At 73.2% G+C, this 22,379-nt stretch carries 22 protein-coding genes; 8 read left to right on the forward strand and 14 right to left on the reverse strand.

Going from position 1 to position 22,379, the window contains the following annotated elements:
• Positions 1 to 3: 3 nt before the first annotated feature.
• Both miaA and O7603_RS13465 read right to left on the reverse strand, forming a co-directional pair.
• Positions 4 to 894 (reverse strand): tRNA (adenosine(37)-N6)-dimethylallyltransferase MiaA, encoded by an 891-nt coding sequence (gene miaA / locus O7603_RS13460; protein ID WP_281576689.1) that lies wholly within the window; start codon positions 892 to 894, stop codon positions 4 to 6.
• A gap of 80 nt (positions 895 to 974) precedes the next feature.
• A complete protein-coding gene (locus O7603_RS13465; RefSeq protein WP_281576045.1) occupies positions 975 to 1,742 on the reverse strand; it encodes a class III extradiol dioxygenase subunit B-like domain-containing protein in 768 nt (255 codons plus the stop codon).
• A gap of 151 nt (positions 1,743 to 1,893) precedes the next feature.
• Between O7603_RS13465 and O7603_RS13470 the strand changes: the two genes are divergently transcribed.
• Positions 1,894 to 3,102, forward strand: coding sequence for a DUF349 domain-containing protein (locus O7603_RS13470; RefSeq protein ID WP_281576046.1), 1,209 nt, complete (start codon positions 1,894 to 1,896; stop codon positions 3,100 to 3,102).
• Positions 3,103 to 3,263: 161 nt separating this feature from the next.
• On the opposite strand, the gene miaB is transcribed toward O7603_RS13470, so the two are convergent.
• On the reverse strand, positions 3,264 to 4,763 hold the full coding sequence (gene miaB, locus O7603_RS13475) for a tRNA (N6-isopentenyl adenosine(37)-C2)-methylthiotransferase MiaB (protein WP_281576047.1): 1,500 nt from the start codon (positions 4,761 to 4,763) through the stop codon (positions 3,264 to 3,266).
• 53 nt (positions 4,764 to 4,816) lie between these two features.
• Between miaB and O7603_RS13480 the strand changes: the two genes are divergently transcribed.
• Positions 4,817 to 5,095: a DUF2277 family protein gene (locus O7603_RS13480; protein ID WP_281576048.1), complete on the forward strand. Its 279-nt coding sequence runs from the start codon at positions 4,817 to 4,819 to the stop codon at positions 5,093 to 5,095.
• Here O7603_RS13480 and O7603_RS13485 read toward each other — a convergent pair.
• Together O7603_RS13485 and selD are read right to left on the reverse strand one after the other, a co-directional pair.
• Positions 5,041 to 5,520, reverse strand: a complete 480-nt coding sequence (locus O7603_RS13485) for a hypothetical protein (RefSeq protein ID WP_281576049.1) — start codon at positions 5,518 to 5,520, stop codon at positions 5,041 to 5,043. The two genes, O7603_RS13480 and O7603_RS13485, sit on opposite strands and share 55 nt — an antisense overlap.
• 344 nt (positions 5,521 to 5,864) lie before the next feature.
• The gene (gene selD, locus O7603_RS13490; protein WP_281576050.1) at positions 5,865 to 6,854 is read right to left on the reverse strand and encodes a selenide, water dikinase SelD; all 990 of its coding nucleotides are present in this window, start codon (positions 6,852 to 6,854) and stop codon (positions 5,865 to 5,867) included.
• A gap of 194 nt (positions 6,855 to 7,048) precedes the next feature.
• Between selD and O7603_RS13495 the strand changes: the two genes are divergently transcribed.
• The 4 genes from O7603_RS13495 to O7603_RS13510 are packed head-to-tail and all read left to right on the forward strand — an operon-like array spanning position 7,049 to position 10,460.
• Complete coding sequence (locus O7603_RS13495) at positions 7,049 to 7,804, forward strand: amino acid ABC transporter ATP-binding protein (RefSeq protein WP_281576051.1); 756 nt, start codon at positions 7,049 to 7,051, stop codon at positions 7,802 to 7,804.
• A gap of 56 nt (positions 7,805 to 7,860) precedes the next feature.
• The gene (locus O7603_RS13500) at positions 7,861 to 8,739 is read left to right on the forward strand and encodes a glutamate ABC transporter substrate-binding protein (RefSeq protein WP_281576052.1); all 879 of its coding nucleotides are present in this window, start codon (positions 7,861 to 7,863) and stop codon (positions 8,737 to 8,739) included.
• A 42-nt stretch (positions 8,740 to 8,781) separates the two neighbouring features.
• A complete protein-coding gene (locus tag O7603_RS13505) occupies positions 8,782 to 9,489 on the forward strand; it encodes an amino acid ABC transporter permease (protein WP_281576053.1) in 708 nt (235 codons plus the stop codon).
• Positions 9,486 to 10,460: an amino acid ABC transporter permease gene (locus O7603_RS13510; protein WP_281576054.1), complete on the forward strand. Its 975-nt coding sequence runs from the start codon at positions 9,486 to 9,488 to the stop codon at positions 10,458 to 10,460. The genes O7603_RS13505 and O7603_RS13510 overlap by 4 nt, the downstream gene beginning before the upstream one ends.
• A gap of 100 nt (positions 10,461 to 10,560) precedes the next feature.
• Here the strand turns inward: O7603_RS13510 and rny are convergent, their stop codons facing one another.
• The 9 genes from rny to O7603_RS13555 all read right to left on the reverse strand — a co-directional run bounded on the left by rny (position 10,561) and on the right by O7603_RS13555 (position 20,409).
• Positions 10,561 to 12,327, reverse strand: coding sequence for a ribonuclease Y (gene rny / locus O7603_RS13515; RefSeq protein WP_281576055.1), 1,767 nt, complete (start codon positions 12,325 to 12,327; stop codon positions 10,561 to 10,563).
• A 1,239-nt stretch (positions 12,328 to 13,566) separates the two neighbouring features.
• Positions 13,567 to 14,286: a 3-keto-5-aminohexanoate cleavage protein gene (locus O7603_RS13520; protein ID WP_348651061.1), complete on the reverse strand. Its 720-nt coding sequence runs from the start codon at positions 14,284 to 14,286 to the stop codon at positions 13,567 to 13,569.
• 76 nt (positions 14,287 to 14,362) lie between these two features.
• Entirely contained in the window at positions 14,363 to 15,061 is a 699-nt protein-coding gene (locus O7603_RS13525; protein WP_281576057.1) for a regulatory protein RecX, read from the reverse strand.
• 8 nt (positions 15,062 to 15,069) lie between these two features.
• On the reverse strand, positions 15,070 to 16,116 hold the full coding sequence (gene recA, locus O7603_RS13530; RefSeq protein ID WP_281576058.1) for a recombinase RecA: 1,047 nt from the start codon (positions 16,114 to 16,116) through the stop codon (positions 15,070 to 15,072).
• Between the two features lie 185 nt (positions 16,117 to 16,301).
• Positions 16,302 to 16,502, reverse strand: coding sequence for a DUF3046 domain-containing protein (locus O7603_RS13535; protein WP_120677045.1), 201 nt, complete (start codon positions 16,500 to 16,502; stop codon positions 16,302 to 16,304).
• A 4-nt stretch (positions 16,503 to 16,506) separates the two neighbouring features.
• On the reverse strand, positions 16,507 to 17,853 hold the full coding sequence (locus O7603_RS13540) for an MFS transporter (RefSeq protein WP_281576059.1): 1,347 nt from the start codon (positions 17,851 to 17,853) through the stop codon (positions 16,507 to 16,509).
• 145 nt (positions 17,854 to 17,998) lie between these two features.
• Positions 17,999 to 18,703 (reverse strand): UdgX family uracil-DNA binding protein, encoded by a 705-nt coding sequence (locus O7603_RS13545; RefSeq protein ID WP_281576060.1) that lies wholly within the window; start codon positions 18,701 to 18,703, stop codon positions 17,999 to 18,001.
• A 126-nt stretch (positions 18,704 to 18,829) separates the two neighbouring features.
• The gene (locus tag O7603_RS13550) at positions 18,830 to 18,952 is read right to left on the reverse strand and encodes a hypothetical protein (protein WP_281576061.1); all 123 of its coding nucleotides are present in this window, start codon (positions 18,950 to 18,952) and stop codon (positions 18,830 to 18,832) included.
• 116 nt (positions 18,953 to 19,068) lie between these two features.
• A complete protein-coding gene (locus tag O7603_RS13555) occupies positions 19,069 to 20,409 on the reverse strand; it encodes an aminotransferase class I/II-fold pyridoxal phosphate-dependent enzyme (RefSeq protein WP_281576062.1) in 1,341 nt (446 codons plus the stop codon).
• 37 nt (positions 20,410 to 20,446) lie between these two features.
• Here O7603_RS13555 and O7603_RS13560 point away from each other — a divergent pair, with 37 nt between their 5' ends.
• Entirely contained in the window at positions 20,447 to 21,709 is a 1,263-nt protein-coding gene (locus tag O7603_RS13560) for a bifunctional pyridoxamine 5'-phosphate oxidase family protein/GNAT family N-acetyltransferase (RefSeq protein ID WP_281576063.1), read from the forward strand.
• Positions 21,709 to 22,377, forward strand: a complete 669-nt coding sequence (gene leuE / locus O7603_RS13565) for a leucine efflux protein LeuE (RefSeq protein WP_281576064.1) — start codon at positions 21,709 to 21,711, stop codon at positions 22,375 to 22,377. The genes O7603_RS13560 and leuE overlap by 1 nt, the downstream gene beginning before the upstream one ends.
• Positions 22,378 to 22,379 lie beyond the last annotated feature (2 nt).

Genomic DNA, 22,379 nt, shown 5'->3' on the forward strand with positions numbered 1-22,379 from the left:
CCATCATCGCGCAGCCGCCGGCACCAGTCCCACCGCGGCCTCGACCAGGTCCGGCGCGGCCGAGTCCAGCCAGTGGATCCGGGGGTCGCGCCGGAACCAGGAGCGCTGCCGGCGGACGAACCTCCGGGTCGCGCGGATCGTCTCCTCGTACGCCTCGGTCTCGGTCAGCTCGCCGGCGAGGAAGCGCAGCACCTGCTGGTAGCCGAGGGCCCGGCTGGCCGTACGCCCGTACGGCAGGCCGCGGTCGACCAGTTCCCGCGTCTCGGCGACCAGCCCGTCGGCCCACATCCGGTCCACCCGCCGGGCGATCCGCTCGTCGAGCGGCCCGGTGTCCAGGTCGACGCCGATCTGCACCGACGGGTAGTACGGCGTCGGTTCGGGCAGCGACGCGGTGAACGGCGCCCCGGTCAGCTCGATCACTTCGAGGGCCCGGACGATCCGCCGGCCGTTGCCGGGCAGGATGCCGGCGGCGGCGGTCGGGTCGGCGGCGCGGAGGCGCGCGTGCAGCGGGGCGGGGCCGGCCTCGGCGAGCTCCCGTTCGAGCCGCTCCCGCACCGCCGGGTCGGTGCCGGGGAACTCGAACTGCTCCAGCACAGCCCGCACGTAGAGCCCGGAGCCGCCCACCAGCAGCGGGACCCTCCCCCGCGCCAGGATGTCGTCGACCGCCGCCCGGGCCAGCCCCTGGTACTCCGCGACGCTGGCCGGTTCGGTGACCTCCCAGATGTCGAGCAGGTGGTGCGGCACGCCGTCCCGCTCGGCCGGGCTGAGCTTGGCGGTGCCGATGTCCATGCCCCGGTAGAGCTGCATCGAGTCGGCGTTGACCACCTCGCCGTCGAGGGCGTGCGCGAGCGCGATGCTCAGCGCCGACTTGCCCGCCGCGGTCGGCCCGACCACCGCGACGACCGTCCCGACCGGCGGGTGGCTGCCGCCCGGGTCGGCCGGCGGGTGGCTCTCTCCCGGGTCGGCCGGCCCGGTCACGCCGGCTCCCAGGTGGCGACGAGGTAGGCCACGCCGTACGGGGCCGTGTCGGAGAGCAGCTCACCGCGCCAGTCCCCGCCGGTCGCGCGCGCGGCGCCGGCCAGCACCTGCCACGGCGCCCGCCCGGCGACCTTCAGCTCCGCGGACAGCACCGGGTCCAGGCCGAGCAGGGCCTCGGCGTCCGCGCCGGCCAGGGCCGTGGCGACTCCCTCGTCGTACGGCTCGGCGCGCGGATCGGCGTAGCCGGGCGACCGCTCGCCCCGGCAGGCCGACCCGTCCCCGAGCACCAGCAGCGCGACCCGGGGACGGTGGTCGTGCACCTGCCCGGCGAGGGCCCGCAGCGTCGGCGCGTCGGCGGCGGCGGCCACCTGGACGGCGGCGACCGGCAGGCGCTCCTCGTGCCGGGCCAGCAGCCAGGCGCCGACGGTGAGGCTCAGCGGCAGCACCGCGCCCCGGTCGGGCTGCTCGGAGTCGAGCGGGACGGCCAGGTCCACGCCCCAGGGTTGCAGCGAACCGGTCGCCGGCGGCCGGATCCAACCGGTGGCCGGCCCGTCCCCGACCAGCACCACGGCGTCCGGCTCGTGGGCGAACAGCCGGGCGACGGCGGCGTCGCAGGCGGCGCGGAGATCGTCCAGTTCGGGTGCCGCGGCGCCGGCCACCTCGGGCACGAGCAGGGGCGGGTGTGGGCAGACGGCGGCGGCGACCAGTGGCACCCGCTCACCGTAGCGGGAATCTCCGGTGCGTCTCCGCGCCGATCCGGTCATCCGGGCGCTAGGACACCGTATGGTCACGGTCGGCGATAGGCGCTCGACGGGGACCGGGTCGGACCTGTGACAATGCCGGGAGAAACTTGGCTGCGCTGTGGCGGTGATCGGGAGAGTGCTCTCCCGGCGCCGGGAGAACGAGGATGGGCACATGAGCGACTGGACTGCCTTCGGACGGGTGGACGCGGACGGCACCGTGTACGTGAAGACCACCGAGGGCGAGCGGGTGGTCGGATCCTGGCAGGCAGGAGCACCGGAGGAGGGACTCGCGCACTTCGCGCGTCGCTTCGCCGACCTGGTGACCGAGGTGGACCTGACCGAGGCCCGGCTCAACTCGGGTGCGGCGGACGCCGGCCACTCGCTGAGCACGATCCGTCGGATCCGGGCCTCGCTCGCCGAGGCGCACGTGGTCGGCGACATCGACGGGCTGGCCACGCGGCTGGACCGGCTCGCCGGCGTCGCCGAGGAGAAGGCCGGTGAGGCCCGCGCGGCACGGGACGCGGCCCGGGGCGAGGCGCTTGCCCGCAAGACCGCCCTGGTCGAGGAGGCCGAGAAGCTGGCCGCCGAGTCGACCGGCTGGAAGACGGCCGGGGACCGGCTCAAGGAGATCCTCGACGAGTGGAAGACCATCCGCGGCGTCGACAAGAAGACCGACGGTGAGCTGTGGAAGCGGTTCGCCGCCGCCCGGGACGGCTTCACCCGCCGTCGGGGCGCCCACTTCGCCTCCCTCGACGCGCAGCGCAAGCAGGCGCAGACGGTGAAGGAGGAGCTGGTCACCGAGGCCGAGAAGCTCAAGGACTCCACCGACTGGGCGGCCACCGCCAACCAGCTCAAGGACCTGATGACCCAGTGGAAGGCCGCGCCGCGCGCCTCGAAGGAGGCCGAGCAGCGGCTCTGGGAACGGTTCCGGGCGGCGCAGGACGAGTTCTTCACCCGGCGCAGTGAGGTCTTCTCGGCGCGGGACAACGAGCAGCGCGCCAACCTGGAGCGTAAGCAGGCCCTGCTCGCCCAGGCGGAGGCGCTGGACGTCGACGGCGACCCCAAGGGCGCCCAGGCGAAGCTGCGGGACATCCAGGCGCAGTGGCACGAGGCCGGCCGGGTGCCCCGCGAGGCGGCCGCCGGCCTGGAGCGGCGGCTGCGCGCGGTCGACGACAAGGTCCGCGAGGTGATGGACTCGGCCTGGCGCCGGACCACCAAGGAGGACAACCCGCTGCTGGCCCAGATGCGGGCGCAGGTCGCCGAGGCCGAGGAGCGGCTCTCCCGGGCCCAGGCCGCCGGCGACGCCCGGCGGATCCGGGAGGCGGAGCAGGCGCTCGCCTCCAAGCGGCAGTTCCTCCAGCTCGCCGAACAGTCCAGCTGACCTCGTCACGGACGAAGCCCCTGGCCGACGCGACCGCGTCAGCCAGGGGCTTTACTGCTTTCCTCATGATCGTGCTCGAACACGGAAGTAGTGGCATCGACACGTCGTCGAGGCCTCTACTTCCGGGATGCGGCGCGATCGTGCGTTGGCGGAACCGCGCGTCAGTGCGCGGCGCAGCCGGACACCGGCTCGGGCGCCGCGGCCGGCGCGCCGATCGTGGGCAGTCCGAGCAGCACACCGGGGGTACGCGGGGAGCGCCCCGCCTCGGCCGCGTCGCCGGCCCGGGTGCGCCGGTGCGACAGCGGCTCGCCGTCGGCGTTGAGGTGGTGCGGGGCGGCGTACGTGACGGTGGTGTGCACGATGTCGCCGGGGCGGATCTGCCCGGCCAGGGAGCCGGCGTCGAAGTGCACCAGTCGGCCGTCGCGGGCCCGCCCGGACAGGCGGCCGGTCCGCTCGTCCTTGCGCCCCTCGCCGACGGCGACCAGCACCTCGACGGTCTCCCCCACGAGGCGCTTGTTCTCCGCCCAGGTGATCTCCTCGACGGCCGCGATCAGCCGCTCGTAGCGCTCCTGGACCACCTGCTTGGGCAACTGGCCGTCCATCGTGGCAGCGGGGGTGCCGGGGCGCTTGGAGTACTGGAAGGTGAACGCCGAGGAGAAGCGGGCCTCCCGGACCACGTCGAGGGTGCGCGCGAAGTCGGCGTCGGTCTCACCCGGGAAGCCCACGATGATGTCGGTGGTGATCGCCGCGGCCGGCATCGCCGCCCGGACCTTCTCGATGATCCCGAGGTACTTCTCGGACCGGTACGAGCGCCGCATCGCCCGCAGCACGTCGTCGGAGCCGGACTGCAGCGGCATGTGCAGCGAGTGGCAGACGTTGGGCGTCTCGGCCATCGCGGCGATGACGTCGTCGGTGAAGTCCTTCGGGTGCGGGCTGGTGAACCGGACCCGCTCCAGACCGTCGATGTCGCCGCAGGCCCGCAGCAGCTTCCCGAAGGCGTACCGGTCACCGAACTCGACCCCGTAGGAGTTCACGTTCTGCCCGAGCAGGGTCACCTCCAGCACGCCCTCGTCGACCAGGGCGCGCACCTCGGAGAGGATGTCGCCGGGCCGGCGGTCCTTCTCCTTGCCGCGAAGGGAGGGCACGATGCAGAACGTGCAGGTGTTGTTGCAGCCCACCGAGATCGACACCCAGCCGGCGTACGTCGACTCGCGGCGGGTGGGCAGCGTCGAGGGGAAGACGTCGAGGGACTCCATGATCTCCACCTCGGCGGCGGCGTTGTGCCGGGCCCGCTCGAGCAGCACCGGCAGCGAGCCGATGTTGTGCGTGCCGAAGACCACGTCCACCCAGGGCGCTTTGCGGACGATGTCGCCGCGGTCCTTCTGGGCGAGGCAGCCGCCGACGGCGATCTGCATCCCCGGGTGCTTGTCCTTGACGGGGCGCAGATGACCGAGGTTGCCGTAGAGCCGGTTGTCCGCGTTCTCCCGGACGGCGCAGGTGTTGAACACCACCACGTCGGGTTGCTCGTCGGCCTCGGCCGCGCGGACGTATCCGGCCTGCTCCAGCAGGCCGGAGATGCGCTCGGAGTCGTGCACGTTCATCTGGCAGCCGTACGTCCGCACCTGGTAGGTACGCGGGCTGCCCGCCGCTGCGGTAGTCATGACCAGGACAGCGTATCCGGGCCGACCGGATGGACCAGAACCGAGGAGGAGCCGTGTGCCGAAGCATCAAGACCCTGCGTGAGCCGTACACCCCGCAGGTGACCGACGCCGACGTCCAGGCGGCGGCGCTGCAGTACGTCCGGAAGATCTCGGGCTTCCGGACGCCCGCCGCGCACAACGCCGCCGCCTTCGACGCGGCGGTGGCCGCCGTCGCGGAGGCCACCCGAACCCTGCTCGACCAGCTCGTGGTGCGCGGCGCGTCCGCGCCGCGCGAGGGTCAGGCCGCGGCGAGCGCCGGGGCGACCGTGTCGGGAGCCCAGCGCGAGCGGTGACACTGGGACCAGCCGCGGCAGCCGGGATCGGCCTCGGTGCAGAGCCGCTGGTTGCTGAGCACCTCGCCGTCGTCGGTCTCCTGGACGTCGAAGTGCACCGGGCGGATCGTCCCGTCGGGCGACACCAGGAGGTGCCGGCCGGCGTCGAGGGTGTCGTCCCGCAGCAGGCAGTTGCGATCCAGCAGCCGCGCCAGCGCGGCGATGCTGGCGTGCTCGGAGAGCCCGTCGGGCACCCCGTAGCAGTCCACGATCGTGGCGAACTCGCCGGGCGCCTGCCAGACGTCGCAGATCACCGCGTACGTCGGCAGCCGCGCCGGGTCGGCGACCGCCAGGGGCATCACCACCCGGCCGAGTGCCTCGGCCAGCGCCGGGTAGACCTCCACGGGTCGTACCTGGTCGATTCTCCAGTTCCACAGCTCGGTCATGCCGCCTCCTCGCTGCGTTCGTCCCACCGGCCTTGGATCGGGCCTTACTGACGATGGTGGGGTGCATTTGACCCCAGCCGGGGGCAAGTTACCGGTCTGTGACCATTCCGGGCAAAATTTCCCGGAGCCCCCTGGCTCGGAGCAGCCGGAAGATGACAGTTTATCGGGTATGGTGCCGCATTCCGCCGGCGACACGAGGTGGTGTCCGACCCCCGACACTTCCGTCGCCGGACCGCGCTCCATCGACGACGATCCCTGCCGGGCCTCCGCGCGTCCCGTCGACGGGACCGGCCGGTACGGACCTTACCGGCCCGGCGCGGTGTCCGCCGCCCGCGCGCCGGGCCTCAGCGCACGACCACGAGATGCTCGCCGCGCGGTCGCAGCTCACCGACGACCGGGGCGCCCGGCACCTCGCCGGCCACCAGCAGACCCCCCGAGGTCTGCGCGTCGGCCAGCAGCAGCCGCTCGTCCTCCCCGGCCGCGCCGAAGTCGGTCCACGGGCGCACCCAGTCCAGGTTGCGCCGGCTGCCGCCGCTGACGTAGCCGTCGCGTACCGCCTCCCGGGCCCCCGCCAGGTACGGCACCCGCGACGCGTCGATGGCCACGGTCAGCCCGCTGGCCCGGCCCAGCTTCGACGCGTGCCCGAGCAGGCCAAAGCCCGTCACGTCGGTGCCGCAGCGGACACCCGCGGCCACCGCCGCCCGGGCCGCGTCGCGGTTCAACGCGCTCATCGTGGCCACCGCCTCGGGGAACCTCTCCCCGGTGGTCTTGTGCCGGGTGTTCAGCACCCCGACGCCGAGCGGCTTGGTCAGCGACAGCGGCAGGCCCGGCCGGCCCGCGTCCAGCGTGATCAGCTCCTCCGGGCGGACCACGCCGGTCACCGCCAGCCCGTACTTGGGACCGTCGTCGTCGACGCTGTGCCCGCCGGCCAGGTGGCAGCCGGCCTCGCGGGCCACGTCCTGCCCGCCGCGCAGCACCTCCCGGGCCAGCTCCAGCGGCAGCACCTCCCGCGGCCAGCAGAGCAGGTTCAGCGCGACCAGCGGGGTGCCGCCCATGGCGTACACGTCGGAGAGGGCGTTGGCCGCGGCGATGCGCCCCCAGTCGTAGGCGTCGTCGACGACCGGGGTGAAGAAGTCGGCGGTGCTGACCAGACCGGTGCGCTCGTCGAGCCGGACCACCGCGGCGTCGTCGCCGTGGTCCAGACCGACCAGCAGGTCGGCGGTGCCCGTCGCCGGCCCGAGACCGGCCACCATCGCCTCCAGCTCACCCGGAGGGATCTTGCAGGCGCAGCCACCGCCGCGGGCATACCGGGTCAGGCGTACCGGTTCCGTCATCCCGACATGATCTCGCCATCGGTCACCCACCGCCACCGCGATGGGGCCGTTTCGCGGTCAAAATCGGACTCCCGACGCTGTTCGCCGGCGGTGTTACCGCTCCGTGACCAACTGAGTTGCGTTCCGCCACATCCCCCCGCCTACAGTTGCCCAACCGGGGGTCATCCGACCCCGATCGGGAGACGACAGGGACGGTGGACGACGTGACGACGGGCGAACCGCTCATCGTGCTGGACTCGGTCAACAAGTGGTTCGGGCCGCTGCACGTGCTGGACGACGTCTCGCTCTCGGTCGGCCGCGGCGAGGTGGTCGTGGTGATCGGCCCGTCCGGCTCCGGAAAGTCGACGCTCTGCCGCACCATCAACCGACTCGAGCCGATCAACTCCGGCACCATCACCTTCGACGGGCAGCCGCTGCCGGCGGAGGGCAAGCCGCTGGCGAAGCTGCGCAGCGAGGTCGGCATGGTGTTCCAGTCGTTCAACCTCTTCGCGCACAAGACCATCCTGGAGAACGTCACCCTCGGGCCGGTCAAGGTGCGCAAGGAGAAGCCGGCGACGGCCCGCGAGCGCGGCCTGGCCCTGCTCGACCGGGTCGGCATCGCCAACCAGGCCGACAAGTTCCCCGCCCAGCTCTCCGGCGGTCAGCAGCAGCGGGCCGCGATCGCCCGCGCGCTGGCCATGCAGCCCAAGGCGATGCTCTTCGACGAGCCCACCAGCGCGCTCGACCCCGAGATGGTCGGCGAGGTGCTCGACGTGATGACGTCGCTGGCCCGCGACGGCATGACGATGGTCGTGGTCACGCACGAGATGGGCTTCGCCCGGCACGCGGCCAACCGGGTCATCTTCATGGCCGACGGGCAGTTGGTGGAGGATGCTCCGCCGACCGAGTTCTTCGCCAACCCCCGCAGCGAGCGGGCCAAGGACTTCCTCTCCAAGATCCTCACGCACTAGGCGTACACCGGAGCACGCCGTCCCCCGGCGGGTCCAACCCGAAGAAGGAGAAGAGTATGCGTATCACGCGCGTAGCGGCGCTCGCCGCGGCCGCCACCTTGGCGCTCGGCCTGACCGCCTGCGGTGGCGACGACGCCGGTGAGGACACCGGCGCCGGCAGCAAGACGTTCGCCGCCGGCAGCACGATGGAGCGGCTCAACAAGGCGCAGGCCATCAAGATCGGCACCAAGTTCGACCAGCCCGGCTTCGGCCTGAAGGGCCTGTCGGGCAAGCCGGAGGGCTTCGACGTCGAGGTCGCGAAGATCATCGTCAAGGAGCTCGGCATCCCCGAGGACAAGATCGAGTGGGTCGAGGCCCCCTCGAAGGTCCGCGAGGACGTCATCGTGAACGGCACGGTCGACCTCGTCGCCGCGACCTACACGATCAACGACAAGCGCAAGGAGCGCATCGCCTTCGCGGGGCCGTACTACGAGGCCGGCCAGAACGTCATGGTGAAGAAGGACGACACCACCATCACCGGCCCGGACTCCTTCAAGGACGGCACGAAGAAGGTCTGCTCGGTCACCGGCTCGACCCCCGCCGAGACCATCAAGCAGTACGTCAAGGACGTCGCCACCCAGCTGGTGCTCTTCGACACCTACGACAAGTGCCGCGACGCCCTCAAGGGCGGCCAGGTCGACGCCGTGACCACGGACAACGTGATCCTGCTCGGCTACATCGCCAAGGACGAGGCCTCGTTCAAGCTGGCCGGCGACAACTTCACCAAGGAGCCGTACGGCATCGGCGTGAAGAAGGAAGACAACGACTTCCGGACCTTCATCAACGACACGCTGGAGAAGGCGTACGCCGACGGCAGCTGGAAGAAGGCCTGGGACGACACGGCCGGCAAGTTCGGAGCCGAGCTGGGCAGCGCCCCGACCGTCAACCGCTACTGATCTGATCCCGTCGATCTGGAGGGTGGGGAGGAAGACCAACCCGTGAGTGTGCTCATCGACAAGTTCGACGTCTTCGCGGGTGGTTTCTGGCTCACCCTCCAGATCTGCTTGCTCGCCGCGATCGGCGCCCTGATCCTGGGCGCCGTCGTGGCGGTGCTCCGGATCTCGCCGGTGCCGCCGCTACGGGCGCTCGGCACCAGCTACGTGAACATCTTCCGGAACATGCCGCTGACCGTGGTGATGTTCTTCGCCGCGTTCGGCCTGCCGGCGCTCGGTTCGAACGCGGACTTCCTCCGCATCCCGGGCCTGGACTCGCTGTTCAACCGGCTCGGTACGGACCTGCCCTACTTCCGCTTCGCGCTGATCGCCCTGGTGCTCTACACCGCGGCCTTCGTCTGCGAGGCGCTGCGCTCGGGGGTCAACGCGGTGCCGGCCGGGCAGGCCGAGGCCGCCCGCTCGCTGGGGCTGACCTTCGGCCAGAACCTGCGGTACGTGGTGCTGCCCCAGTCCTGGAAGGCCTCGATCGTGCCGCTCGGTTCGGTGATCATCGCGATGATCAAGAACTCGGCGCTGATCGGCTTCTTCGGCGTGGTCGGTGACCTGTCGGCCACCGCCGACCAGCTCACCGGGGCCGAGGGCTACGCCTTCATCCCCGTCGCCATCGGCATCTCGATCGGATACCTGATCATGACGGTTCCCCTCGGCGCCCTCCTCGACCGGATCGAGAAGCGACAGGCGGTGGCCCGATGAGCCAGCAGACCGTCCTCTACGACGTACCCGGACCGCGGCAGCGCCGGATCACCCTCGTCAGCAGCCTCGTCGCCACCGTTCTGCTGCTGGTCGGCGCGTACTTCCTGATCTACCGGCCGCTGGACGACAAGGGCCAGTTCTCGATGGAGCTGTGGGGGCCGCTCGTCGACCCCTCCAACGAGAACTTCTCGCTGGTCTGGGACCGGATCGGGCTCGGCCTCAAGAACACCCTGATCGCGGCGGTGCTCGCGATCATCTCCTCGCTGGTGATCGGCACCCTGCTGGCGGTGCTGCGGATCCAGCTCAAGAGCCTGGCCCGGCGCCGGTTCACCGGGCTTGCCACCCCCGTGTCGTACCTGCTGCGCGGGCTGAGCGTCCTGCTGTCGGCGGTCACCCGGGTCTGCGTCGAGGTGTTCCGCGGCCTTCCCGTCGTCATCACCATCTTCTTCGTGGCCCGCGGCTTCCCCGAGTTCGGCGTCACCTTCGAGACGCTCTGGTACCTGGTCATCGGCCTCACCATCTACAACTCGGTGGTGATCGCCGAGATCCTCCGCTCCGGCATGGAGGGCCTGCCCGGCGGGCAGGGCGAGGCGGCGGCCGCGATCGGTCTGTCCCCGTTGCAGACCACCCGGATCATCCTGCTCCCGCAGGCATTCCGGATCATGCTCCCGGCGCTGATCAGCCAGCTGGTGGTGGTGCTCAAGGACACCTCGCTCGGCTTCATCATCAGCTACGAGGAGACCCTGAACATCGGCAAGCAGATCATCGGTGTGCTGGGCAACCCGATCCAGGTCTACGTGGTGATCGCGGTGCTCTTCATCGCGGTCAACTACTCGCTGTCGAAGCTGGCCCAGTACGTCCAGCGCCGGCTCTCCCGGGGCCGCAAGACCGCCGGCACGCCGGCCCAGAACCCGCCGCCGGCATCGGTCATGTCGCAGGCCGAGGGCGGCGGCATGGGTGGCGGCGTCTGAGCCACGCCGCACCGAGCAGAAGGGCCGCCCCGACGAATCGGGGCGGCCCTGTGCGTAGTCGTCGTGCCCGGGCCGGCTCGGCCGGATCCCGCCGGCCGTGTCAGCGGGCGATCTCGGTCACCCGGGACTCGCGGACCACGGTGACCCGGATCTGGCCCGGGTAGGTCAGCTCCTCCTCGATCTGCTTGGCGACGTCCCGGGCCAGCACGGCCGCGCCGATGTCGTCGACGTCGTCCGGCTTGACCATCACCCGGATCTCCCGGCCGGCCTGCATGGCGAAGACCTTCTCCACGCCCAGCTTGCTGGCCGCGATCTCCTCGATCCGCTCCAGCCGCTTGACGTACGCCTCCAGGCTCTCCCGCCGGGCACCCGGACGGCCGCCGGAGCAGGCGTCGGAGGCCTGGGTCAGCACGGCCTCGATGGTCTGCGGCGGCACCTCGTTGTGGTGCGCCTCGATGGCGTGCACCACGTCCTCGCTCTCGCCGTACTTGCGGGCCAGGTCGGCGCCGATGATCGCGTGGCTGCCCTCCACCTCGTGGGTGAGCGCCTTGCCGATGTCGTGCAGGAACGCCGACCGCTTGATGGTCGGCACATCCAGCTTCAGCTCGGCGGCCATGATGCCGGCGATGTGCGCCGTCTCCACCAGGTGCTTGAGGACGTTCTGCCCGTACGACGTGCGGTAGCGCAGCCGACCGAGCAGGCTGACCAGCTCCGGGTGGATCTCCGTGATGCCGACCTCGACCAGCGCGTCCTCGGCGGCCCGCTGGCAGAGCTGGTCCACCTCGTGTCGGGCCAACTCGTAGACCTCCTCGATCCGGTGCGGGTGGATCCGCCCGTCCAGGACCAGCTTCTCCAGCGTGAGCCGGCCGACCTCGCGGCGGACCGGGTCGAAGCAGGAGAGCAGCACCGCCTCCGGCGTGTCGTCGATGATCAGGTTGACCCCGGTCACCGACTCGAAGGCGCGGATGTTGCGCCCCTCCCGGCCGATGATGCGGCCCTTCATCTCGTCCCCGGGCAGGTGCAGGACGCTGACCACGCTCTCCGCGGTCTGCTCGCTCGCCACCCGCTGGATGGCGTCCACCACGATGTGCCGGGCACGCTGCTCGCCGGTGCTGCGGGCGTCCGCCTCGATGTCGCGCACCAGCAGCGCGGCCTCCCGCTTGGCCTGCGACTCGATGGCCTCGATCAGCTCCGCCCGGGCGGTGTCGGCGGTCAGCCCGGCCACCCGCTCCAGCTCGCGGCGACGCAGCTCCTCGGCCTCGAGCAGCTCTGCCTCCCGCCGGCCGAGCGCGGCCTCCCGGGCCGCCAGCGCGGCGCTGGACGCGGTGAGTTGGCGCTCCCGCTCGGCGAGCCGCTCGACCTCCTCGGTGTGCAGCCGCTCCCGCTCGTCCATCCGGGCGGCCCGCCGCTCCACCTCGGCCGCCTGCTCCCGGGTGGTCGCGGCGAGGACCGCCACCTCGCGCTCACCGCTGCGCCGGGCGGCCTTGCGCAACTGCTCCGCGTCGGCCTCGGCCTGCTTGTGGGCCCGCTCCAGCACGGTGTCCGCCTCGGTTCGGGCGTCGTCGAGCACCCGCCGGGCCTCGGCCCGGGCCGCCTTCGCCTCCGCCTTCGCCGCCGCGGCCTCGGCCCGGGCGGCCGCCGCCGCGGACTTCGCCACGTCGATCGTGCTGTTCGCCTCGTCGGCCGCGCTGCGCAGGGCTGCCAGCGACTGCTCCTGCCGGTCCTTCTCGGCGATGAAGGCCGGATCCTCCGGAGCCGGCGCGCCCTGGAACCGGCGTAGCGCCCGCACTCCCAGCAGTACGGCGCCGACCACCACCACCGTCAGGACCAGTACGACAGCGAGGAGCACGACGTCGAAGGCGCTCATGCCCGGACCTCGCGCGGACCGCCGGTGAACCTGTGCCGCCCCGCCATGGCCGCCTCCCCTAACGTCGGCGCCGCAGCGACCGTGCCGACGGCACGCTCCTGCGACTCTGGACGCCCGACCGGAGCGGCTGGCCGTGGGTAGCTCTCTCCGCCGGCGGTGCCCTGCGGCATCGTCGGCGGCCGGGTGCAGTTGTCGCGGCGGCTCCGGACCGGCCTGTCCGGAGCTACCGCCAGAGGCCGGCGAGCCGGCCAAAGTGATGCTGTTCTGTTACGAGATCTATGTTGTGCGCTTAGCCTGCGCTGGTCGGGCAATGTGAGCCTGTATGGCGAGGCTAGGTCGCCAGGGGTGCTCTGGTCAAGAACTCATGATCAAACCCCCCGAACGGAGAGAAGTTGCGGAGTAACGCAGCGCTCACCCGACGGCGGACACCAGGGGACAAACCCCACGACCACGCCTCCGACGCGACCCATCGCCAGCCAGGTCAGGGCGGCCCGACGCCGGAACCAGGTCACAGCCGGACGGCCCGACGCCGGAACCAGATCAGGGCCGGACCGCCCGAGGCCGGAACCAGATCAGGGCCGGACCGCCCGACGCCGGAACCAGATCAGGGCCGGACCGCCCGACGCCGGAACCAGGTCACGGCCGGACCGCCCGACGCCGGAACCAGGTCACGGCCGGACCGCCCGACGCCGGAACCAGGTCACGGCCGGACCGCCCGACGCCGGAACCAGGTCACGGCCGGACCGCCCGACGCCGGAACCAGGTCACGGCCGGACCGCCCGACGCCGGAACCAGGTCACGGCCGGACGGCCCGGCGCCGGAACCAGGTCACGGCCGGACGGCCCGGCGCCGGAACCGCGGGTCGAGCCGGCGACGCCGGGCTCTCGACGACGAGCAGTTCGGTCGGCCGGACAGAATCGTCCACGCCGCGTACCGCGTCGGGCTGACCACGGCGGTGGCGAGCCGAACCGCCGGCCGCCTGTCGCCGCAGTTCACCACCTCCGGCGCGCGGCCCGCTCGATAGCCGTGGTGCGCGTTGATCAACTCCAGGTCACTGACATGGCGGTATCCGGTCGTGCGGTACACCGCCATGTCGGCGATATGGTGCCGCGCAAGGCTCGAGCCGTTGATCCACTCGGGTTCCTTGAACTCGGGGTGTCGGGCAGGCTCGGACAGCCCGACATCAGGGAAGTCGATCTGCGGCGGCCCGTCCAGGGCCCGGGCCCGTCCGGGCGCGGGTCAGCGGGCGCCGGCGGCGCGGGCGGCGGTGACGAGGGACGCGTTGTCGGGGGCGGGGGTGCCGTCCGGCAGGCGGAGTGTGTCTTCGAGGCCGATGCGGGTGTGCAGGCCCCGGCGGACGGCGTCGGCGAGCACCGGCCACGTCGCTGGGCCTTCGGCGTGCAGCAGCACCGGCGGGGCATCGCTGCCGGTGGGCAGGGCGGAGAGCACCCTGGCCGCGTCGGCCAGTGCGACGGCGGGCTGCTCGGCCATGCACTCGACGAGGATGCGGCCCGCGGGAACCCGCCAGCCCCGGTACGCGGCGACCGCCTCGACCGTCCAGAGCCCGGCCTCCACCAGGATGCCTCTCTCGTGCAGGGCGGCGGCGACCGCCTCGGCGCCCTCCTCGTGTGCGTTCACCGAGGCGAAGTCGGGCAGCACGTGCCACGCCCGGACGGCGGCCACCCGGGCGGCCGGGTCCGGCTCGATCCAGGCGCCGGTGCTCACCCCGACGGGCAGGTCGGGCCGGGCGGCCCGGACGGCGGTCAGCGCGTCGGCGATCACCTCGGGGCGCAGCGACTCGGCGCCGGCCCCGTCGCGGGGGTGGACGTGTACGGCCGCCACGCCGAGCGCGACGCAGCGTGCGGCGTCGGCGGCCAGGTCGGCCGGCGTGACGGGCACGGCGGGATGCTCGGCCTGGCCGCGCCCGCCATTGAGGCACGCCTTCAGCACCGGCCGCACCGCCCCGGCGAACGCCCGTTCGGTAGCCCCACTCCCACGGCGCGGCGAAAAGCTCGGGCCGGCCCCACGGCGTCGGTCACTCGGTCGCCCGGCTGTCGCGGTCCATGTCGGTCTCGGCGTCGGCGAGCGCGTCCGCGTCGATTTGCTCGGCGAACTCGGCCGCCTCGGCGCTCTGCGCCGCCAGCGCGTCCTTCACCGCCCGGATGGCCACGCCGGGCGGGTAGCCCTTGCGGGCCAGCATGCCCACCAGCCGGCGGAACACGGCGTCGGGCTCGCCCCGGGCGGTGCGCAGCTTCCGCTCCACCAGGGCGCGTGCCGTCTCGGCCTCGGTGCTCTCGTCCAGCTCACCGAGCGCCTCCTGGGCCACGTCGCGGTCGACCCCGCGCTGACGCAGCTCGTTGGCGAGCGCCCGGCGGGCCAGGCCGCGCCCAGCGTGCCGGCTGGACACCCAGGCGCGGGCGAAGGCGGCGTCGTCGATGAGACCGACCTCGTCGTAGCGGTCGAGCACCTCCGCCGACACCTCGTCGGAGATGCCCCGCTTGGCGAGCGCGCCGGCCAGCTCGGCCCGGGTGCGCGGTCGGATGGCGAGCTGACGCAGACAGATCTCCCGGGCCACCTCGGCCTCGTCCCGTGGTGGGGCTGCCACCTCCGGGTCGGCGGCCTCCTCGGGCCGGCCGCGACGGCCGCGGCGAGGGCGCGGCGCACCGTTGGCGTCGCCCGCCCGGGGTGGACCGGCGTCCCAGCCCCGCCCCGTGCGGGCGCGTCGTCCTGCCACGACTCAGGTCAGAAGTCGACCGGCGGCAGCTCCGGGCCACCGGCCGCGTCGCTCGCACCGATCCCGACGCCGAGCTTCTCGAGGATCTTCTTCTCGATCTCGGCGGCGACGTCCGGGTTCTCCCGGAGGAACTCGCGGGCCTTCTCCTTGCCCTGGCCGAGCTGGTCACCGTCGTAGGTGTACCAGGCGCCGGACTTGCGGATGATCGCCTGCTCGACGCCGACGTCGATCAGCGAGCCCTCGCGGGAGATGCCCTTGCCGTACATGATGTCGAACTCGGCCTGCTTGAACGGTGCCGCGACCTTGTTCTTCACGACCTTGACCCGGGTGCGGTTGCCGACCACGTCGGTGCCGTCCTTGAGGCTCTCGATCCGGCGGACGTCGAGCCGGACCGAGGCGTAGAACTTCAGCGCCCGACCACCGGTGGTGGTCTCCGGGCTGCCGAACATCACACCGATCTTCTCGCGAAGCTGGTTGATGAAGATCGCCGTCGTGCCGGTGTTGTTGAGCACACCGGTGATCTTCCGCAGCGCCTGGCTCATCAGCCGGGCCTGGAGGCCGACGTGGCTGTCGCCCATCTCGCCCTCGATCTCGGCACGCGGCACCAGCGCGGCCACCGAGTCGATGACGATGATGTCGAGCGCGCCGGAGCGGACCAGCATGTCCGCGATCTCCAGCGCCTGCTCGCCGGTGTCCGGCTGGGACACCAGCAGCGCGTCGGTGTCGACCCCGAGCGCCTTCGCGTATTCCGGGTCGAGGGCGTGCTCGGCGTCGATGAAGCCGGCGATGCCACCGGCTCGCTGCGCGTTGGCGACCGCGTGCAGCGCAACCGTGGTCTTACCGCTGGACTCGGGACCGTAGATCTCGACGACCCGGCCGCGGGGCAGACCGCCCACGCCGAGCGCCACGTCGAGCGCGATGGACCCGGTCGGGATCACCGCGGTCTGGATGACCGGCCGCTCCCCCAGCCGCATCACCGAGCCCTTGCCGAACTGCTTGTCGATCTGAGCGAGAGCAAGGTCGAGCGCCTTCTCCCGGTCCGGCCCTGCCGCCATCGTTGCCACCCCTGCCTTCGCCGGCGTCTTTGCTGAGCTTCGCGTCACGCGGACACGCTAGGCGCTGGGTCCGACAGAAAACCAGCCGACGGGCCGCGAGCTGTGGACGAGCACCCCGCTGTGGACAATAGCCGAACAGGTGTACGACTCGGCAAGCGACACGCGGGGACGACGGAAAACGCTGCTCAGCGTAGTCGCGCGGGCACCCGGTCGGGATAGGCGGCGCAGACCGCGCGCCACACCACGTGCGTCTCCTCGCCCCCGGCGAGAGCCTGCTCGATGGTCCGCCCGCCGAGCTGGGAGAGCACCTGGTCGGAGGCGATGCTGGCCGCGTAGCCGGGACCGAACGCCTCCTCCAGCCGCGTCCAGAAGTCGGTCAGCCGCACGTGATCAGTCCTCCTCGTCCGGTGCCCCCACCGGCACCGGCCGCAACGCTAGCGCCACCAGGGGCACGGTCGCGACCGCCGCGAGCAGGGTGAGGACCGGATAACCGGCGGCCCGCATGACAAACCCGCTGACCGCGGCGGCCACGGCGCCGGCCAGCCCCATGGTCAGGTCCGAGAAGCCCTGCACGCTCGGGCGGACGGCCGCCGGCACCGACTCCGAAAGCAGCGTGGAGCCGGCCACCATGGTGCCGGACCAGCCCAGGCCGAGCAGGACGAGGCCCACCGAGAGCCGGGGCGTGTCGTGCCCGGCGGTGCCGGCGACCGCGCACGCGGCGAGCAGCGACGCGACGCCGGTGAGGATCACCGCCCGCCGGCCGACCCGGTCGGTGAGCCACCCCACCAGTGGGGAGAGCGCGTACATGCCGGCGATGTGGAGGCTCAGCACGATCCCGACCACGCGCAGCACGTCCGCGTCGCCGTGGGACTCGCCGAGGCGGACCGGGGTCATCGACATGACGGCCACCATCACCACGTGGCCCACCGCCACCGCGGCGATGCCGAGCCGGGCGGCCGGGCGGCCGCGTACCACCTGCCACGCCGCCCGCATCCCGGCGCCGCGCCGGGCGGTCCGGGCCGGTGGGGTGACGGCCTCGGCCGGCGGGGTGACCTCGGGCGCGGGGCCGGCCGCGACCGGCGCCGGGGCCGCCGCCAGCCGGCGTGCGGTGAGCAGCGGGTCGGGCCGCAGCAGCAGGAGGAGTACGCCGGCGGCGAGCACGAACGCCGCGGCGCTGAACGCGAACGGGCCGGCCAGCGGCGGCAGGCCCCATCCGCTGGTCGTGCGGTCGGCCAGCGCGGCGAAGTTCGGCGCGGCCACCGCGCCGATGGTGGTGGCCCAGACGATCAGCGAGAGTTGGCGGCCCCGCCGGGCGGGCTCGGCGAGGTCCACCGCCGCGTAGCGGGCCTGGAGGTTCGCGGCCGTGCCGCCGCCGAAGAACAGCATGCCGAGGAAGAGCAGCGGCACCCAGCCGGTGACCGTGGCGAGCACCACCAGCACGGCGCCGACCGCACCGGCCAGGTACGCGACGGCCAGACCCGGCCGGCGCCCGTGCCCGTTCATGATGCGGGTGATCGGTACCGCCAGCAGCGCCCCGCCCACCACGGCGGCGCTCTGGGCCAGACCGGCCACCGCGGTGCCGGCGATCCGCGCGGCGAGCAGCGCCCCCACGGCGATGCCGATGGTGACGCCGATCCCGCCGACGATCTGGGTCCCGAAGAGCAGCCGCAGGGTCCGCCGCTGAATCGGCGCGACGTCGGGTGCGGCGACCGGCGCGGTCACGTCCGTGGTGGCCATCTCGGCTCCTGCGCGGTAAGGAACGGGGGACGCCACCCATCCTTGCGCAGCCGGCCGGACCGGCGGCAGCCGGTTTCGCCGGGAGCAGAGGCGGCAGCCGTCGCGCTCGTTCCGGACCCGCCGGCGGTACGGCGGTGGAGCGCGCCTATCCGGCGAGCGCGCGGGCGGCGACGGTGAGGTCGGCGACCAGCCCCTCGTACGCCTTGTCCTGGTCGTCGGCGCGCAGCACGGCCGACGGGTGGATGGTGGCAAGCAACTGCGCGGGTGGGGTGTCGGCCAGCTTGCCCGCGCTGTCGACCGGCACCCGCTGGAAGTCCTCCGGGTGCTGGGCGGACGCCGGCCAGGGCAGCAGCTCGCCGCGCTGCCGGGTGACCCGGAAGGCCGGGCCGAGCAGCGCCTTGGCCGCGGTGGCGCCGAGCACCACGACGATCTCCGGGCGCAGCCGGGCGAACTCCGCGACCAGCCAGGGGCGGCAGGCGGTGATGTGCACCCGGTCCGGGGTCTGGTGGATGCGCCGCTTGCCGCGCATCTCGAACCGGAAGTGCTTGACGGCGTTCGTCAGGTAGATGTGCCCCGGGTCGAGATTGGCGTCGTCGACCGCCTTGCGGAGCAGTCGGCCGGCCGGACCCACGAAAGGTAGTCCTTTCTGGTCCTCCATGTCGCCGGGCTGCTCGCCGACGAAGACCACCCGCGCGCTCTCGTCGCCGCGGCCGAACACGGTCTGCGACGCGTCGCGGTAGAGCTCGCAGCCCCGGCATCCGCCGGCGGCGGCCCGCAGGTCGTCGAGGGTGTCGGCGTCGGGCGGGATGAACCGCTGGGCGCCGGAGGCGCTCTCGGTCTGCTCGGCCATGCCGACTGTTATATACCTGTTCGCGGTTCGATGCCGGGTACGCGACCCGGGCGCACACCGGCCCGCCCCGCCGGCCGCCCCCTGCGCGCACCGGCCCGCCCCGCCGGCCGGACCCTGACGCGTCGGTCAGTATCCGCCGCCGCCACCGTCACCCCCGCCGGACATCAGCGCGATGATCACGATGATGATCACGATGACCGCCACAGCGATCGCGATCCAGATGCCTCTCTTCGTGCCCGTCGACGCCATGCTCCCTCACCTCCGGCGCGGCGATTACCCGCCCGCACGCCCACCAGACCTCGCCGCCACGAGGAAACCGGGCATCGAAGACCGGTCCCGGGCCCACATCGCACGGTCGCCGGCGGTCAGGCGGTGAAGCGGGCCGGCCCGGCGGGGTGGGCGGCGTGGGCCAGCGCGTCCGCCAGGGGCGCGATGTCGGCGTCGGTGAGCGGGCTGACGGTGACCCGCAGGCCGGGCGGGCCGGCGATCCGGTAGAGCGCGCCGGGCGCGACCGACCAGCCGGCGTCGCGCAGCGCGGTCACCGCGCTGGTCTCGTCCGGTACGGGCAGCCAGACGTTGATGCCGCTGCGGCCGTGCCCGCTGAGCCCCCGCTCGGCCAGCGCGGCGAGCAGCGCCTCCCGGCGCCGGTCGTAGCTGTCGGCCGCCCGCTCGACCAGTTCGGCGACGGTCGGGTCGCGCCAGAGCGCGAGCACCAGCCGTTGCAGCACGGTGGAGACCCAGCCGGCGCCGACCCGGGCCCGGCCGGCGACCCGCGCCACCGTGGTCTCGTCGCCGACCAGCACGGCGAGGCGCAGGTCGGGGCCGTAGGGCTTGCTCGCCGAGCGGAGGAAGGCCCAGCTCGGGGTCGCGCCGGCCAGCGGATGCAGGGGTACGCGGGCCAGCTCGGCGGCGTGGTCGTCCTCGATGAGCAGCAGGTCCGGCCGGCCGGCGAGGAGGTCGCGCAGCGCGCCGGCACGCGCGGCGGAGACCGCGGCGCCGGTCGGGTTCTGCGCGCGGCTGGTCACGATCAGCGCCCGCGCCCCGGCGGCCAGTGCCGCGGCGACCCCGGCCACCACCGGCCCCTCCTCGTCGACCGGCACGCCGACCGGGCGCAGCCCGAGGGCGGCGACCAGGTCGAGCAGGTTGGCCCAGCCCGGGTCCTCGACCGCCACCGCGTCACCGGGGCGCAGGTGCGCGCCGAGCAGCCGCTCGATGCCGTCCAGCGCCCCGCCGGTGACCGTCAGATCCCCGGCCGGTACGCCGTCGGCGGCGAGCCGAGCCCGGGCCGCCTCGGCCAGTTCGGGGAGCACCCCGGCAGCCGAGTAGCTGACCGGCGGGCCGACGTCGGCGGCGAGGGCGGCCAGGTGCGGACCGAGCGGCGGCAGCAGGCCCGGGTCCGGCTCGCCGGCGGAGAGGTCGCGCACGCCGGTCACGGGCGGTGGGCGCAGCGCCGAACGGTGGGCGGCGACCGGCGGGCGGGGCCGGACCCGGGTGCCGTGCCGGCCGGCGGTCGCGACCAACCCGCGCTGCCGCAGCTCCCGGTAGGCGCGGGCCACGGTGGCCGGGCTGACCGCCAACTCGGCCGCGAGCGCCCGGACCGGCGGGAGGGCCGCGCCGGGCGGCAGGGCGGCGGTGCGGATGCCCGACTCGATGCTGGCCGAAATCTCGACGGCCGTCGCCCCGGTGACCTGATAACGTGCTGACACAAATACGGGATTGTACTAGAACAAAGGCAGGCCCGCGATGCACCCCACCGACCGGACCACGTACCCCCGGACCGCGCGGACGACGGCGAGCCGGAACCGCGGCCGGATGAGCTACGACCGGGCCGCCGCGCACGCGGTGCTGGACGAGGCGTACCACTGCACGCTCGGCTTCACCGTCGACGGCGAGCCGCGAGCGCTGCCGACCCTGCACGTCCGCATCGGCGACACGCTCTACCTGCACGGCTCCACCGGCGGCCGGCCGCTGCTCGCCGCCCGGGGCGACGGGCTGCCGGTCTGCGTGGCGGTCACCCTGCTCGACGGCCTGGTCTACGGGCGGTCGCAGCTCCACCACAGCGCCAACTACCGCTCGCTGGTCGCGCACGGCACCGCCCGCCTGGTCACCGACGAACGGGAGAAGACCGACGCGATGACCGCCCTGGTGGAGAAGGCCGGCGCCGGGCGCGCCGCGGACAGCCGCCCGCCGACCCGCCGCGAACTGGCCGAGACCGCCGTGCTGGCGCTGCCGCTGCGCGAGGTCTCGGTCCGGGCCCGGGCCGGCGGCGTACGGGACGACGAGGCCGACCTCGACCTGCCGCACTGGGCGGGCGTGGTGCCGCTGCGGCTGACCCCGGGCCGCCCCGAGCCGGACGCCGGCGTGACCGCGCCCGTCCCGGCGTACCTGCGCGCGGCCCGCTCGCCCTGGCACGAGCCGGCGGCGCTGCGCGGCGAGCACGTGGCGCTGGAGCCGCTCGACCTCGCGCACGCCGACGAGCTGCACACCGCCACCGCCGACCCCGAGGTCTGGCGGCACCTGTGGCGGCCCCTGCCGACCGACGCCGCCGGGACGGCGGCCGTCATCGCCGAGGCGCTGGACGCGTACCAGCAGGGCGAACGGGTGCCCTGGGTGCAGCGCTGCGCGGCGACCGGCGCGGTGGTCGGCAGCACGTCCTACTACGAGGTGGACCCGCAGCGACGGTCGGTGGCGATCGGCTACACCTTCCTCGGCCGGCCCTGGTGGCGGACGGCGATCAACACCGAGGCGAAGCTGCTGCTGCTCGGCCGGGCCTTCGACGATCTGGGCGCGGTGCGGGTCGTCTGGCACACCGACATCCGCAACGCGCGCTCGCAGCGGGCCATCGAGCGGCTCGGTGCGACCCGGGAGGGGGTGCTGCGGATGCACCGGCAGCGCCCCGACGGCTCCTGGCGGGACACCGTCCAGTACGCCATGACCGTCGACGAGTGGCCGAATGCACAGGTCACGCTCCGGGAAAGGCTTCGCCGGACGGCCCCGGTGGCGTGATGATGTCCGACGTGCTGGGGATCACCGACATCGGAACGTACGTGCTGGGCACCGTGGCCATCGTCCTGTTGCCCGGGCCCAACTCTCTCTTCGTGCTCTCGACCGCCGCCAAGCGCGGCGTGGGCGCCGGCTATCGGGCCGCCGGCGGGGTCTTCCTCGGCGACGGGGTGCTGATGTTCCTCTCCGCCGCCGGGGTGGCGTCGCTGCTCCAGACGTACCCACCGCTCTTCCTGGTGGTGAAGTACGCCGGCGCGGCGTACCTCGGTTATGTGGGGTTGACGATGCTGCGCGGCGCCTGGCGGCGCTGGCGCGACCGCAACGACCCGGCCGCGCCGCGGCTCATCGACGCGGCGGAGCCGGCGGCGATGCGCAGCCCGTTCCGCAAGGCGCTGGTGATCAGCCTGCTCAACCCGAAGGCGATCCTCTTCTTCATCTCGTTCTTCATCCAATTCGTCGACCCCGGCTACGCCTGGCCGGCGCTCTCGTTCGCGCTGCTCGGGCTGATCGCGCAGGTGACCAGTGCGCTGTACCTGACCGTGCTGATCTTCGCGGGGACCTTCCTGGCCGCGCAGTTCCGCCAACGCCGCCGGCTCGCGGCGGGGGCGACCACCGGCGTGGCCGCCCTGTTCCTGGGCTTCAGCGTCAAGCTCGCCACCGCGAGCGTGTAGCC

The sequence above is a fragment of the Micromonospora sp. WMMD812 genome (genome assembly GCF_027497215.1).
Classification (GTDB): domain Bacteria; phylum Actinomycetota; class Actinomycetes; order Mycobacteriales; family Micromonosporaceae; genus Micromonospora.

Excerpts from the sequence above, each read along its gene's own strand:
- O7603_RS13465 (WP_281576045.1), bottom strand. The coding sequence starts at position 1,742 with ATGACCGGATCGGCGCGGAGACGCACCGGAGATTCCCGCTACGGTGAG.
- O7603_RS13470 (WP_281576046.1), top strand. The coding sequence starts at position 1,894 with ATGAGCGACTGGACTGCCTTCGGACGGGTGGACGCGGACGGCACCGTG.
- miaB (WP_281576047.1), bottom strand. The coding sequence starts at position 4,763 with ATGACTACCGCAGCGGCGGGCAGCCCGCGTACCTACCAGGTGCGGACG.
- O7603_RS13485 (WP_281576049.1), bottom strand. The coding sequence starts at position 5,520 with ATGACCGAGCTGTGGAACTGGAGAATCGACCAGGTACGACCCGTGGAG.
- selD (WP_281576050.1), bottom strand. The coding sequence starts at position 6,854 with ATGACGGAACCGGTACGCCTGACCCGGTATGCCCGCGGCGGTGGCTGC.
- O7603_RS13500 (WP_281576052.1), top strand. The coding sequence starts at position 7,861 with ATGCGTATCACGCGCGTAGCGGCGCTCGCCGCGGCCGCCACCTTGGCG.
- O7603_RS13510 (WP_281576054.1), top strand. The coding sequence starts at position 9,486 with ATGAGCCAGCAGACCGTCCTCTACGACGTACCCGGACCGCGGCAGCGC.
- rny (WP_281576055.1), bottom strand. The coding sequence starts at position 12,327 with ATGAGCGCCTTCGACGTCGTGCTCCTCGCTGTCGTACTGGTCCTGACG.
- recA (WP_281576058.1), bottom strand. The coding sequence starts at position 16,116 with ATGGCGGCAGGGCCGGACCGGGAGAAGGCGCTCGACCTTGCTCTCGCT.
- O7603_RS13540 (WP_281576059.1), bottom strand. The coding sequence starts at position 17,853 with ATGGCCACCACGGACGTGACCGCGCCGGTCGCCGCACCCGACGTCGCG.
- O7603_RS13545 (WP_281576060.1), bottom strand. The coding sequence starts at position 18,703 with ATGGCCGAGCAGACCGAGAGCGCCTCCGGCGCCCAGCGGTTCATCCCG.
- O7603_RS13550 (WP_281576061.1), bottom strand. The coding sequence starts at position 18,952 with ATGGCGTCGACGGGCACGAAGAGAGGCATCTGGATCGCGATCGCTGTG.
- O7603_RS13560 (WP_281576063.1), top strand. The coding sequence starts at position 20,447 with ATGCACCCCACCGACCGGACCACGTACCCCCGGACCGCGCGGACGACG.
- leuE (WP_281576064.1), top strand. The coding sequence starts at position 21,709 with ATGATGTCCGACGTGCTGGGGATCACCGACATCGGAACGTACGTGCTG.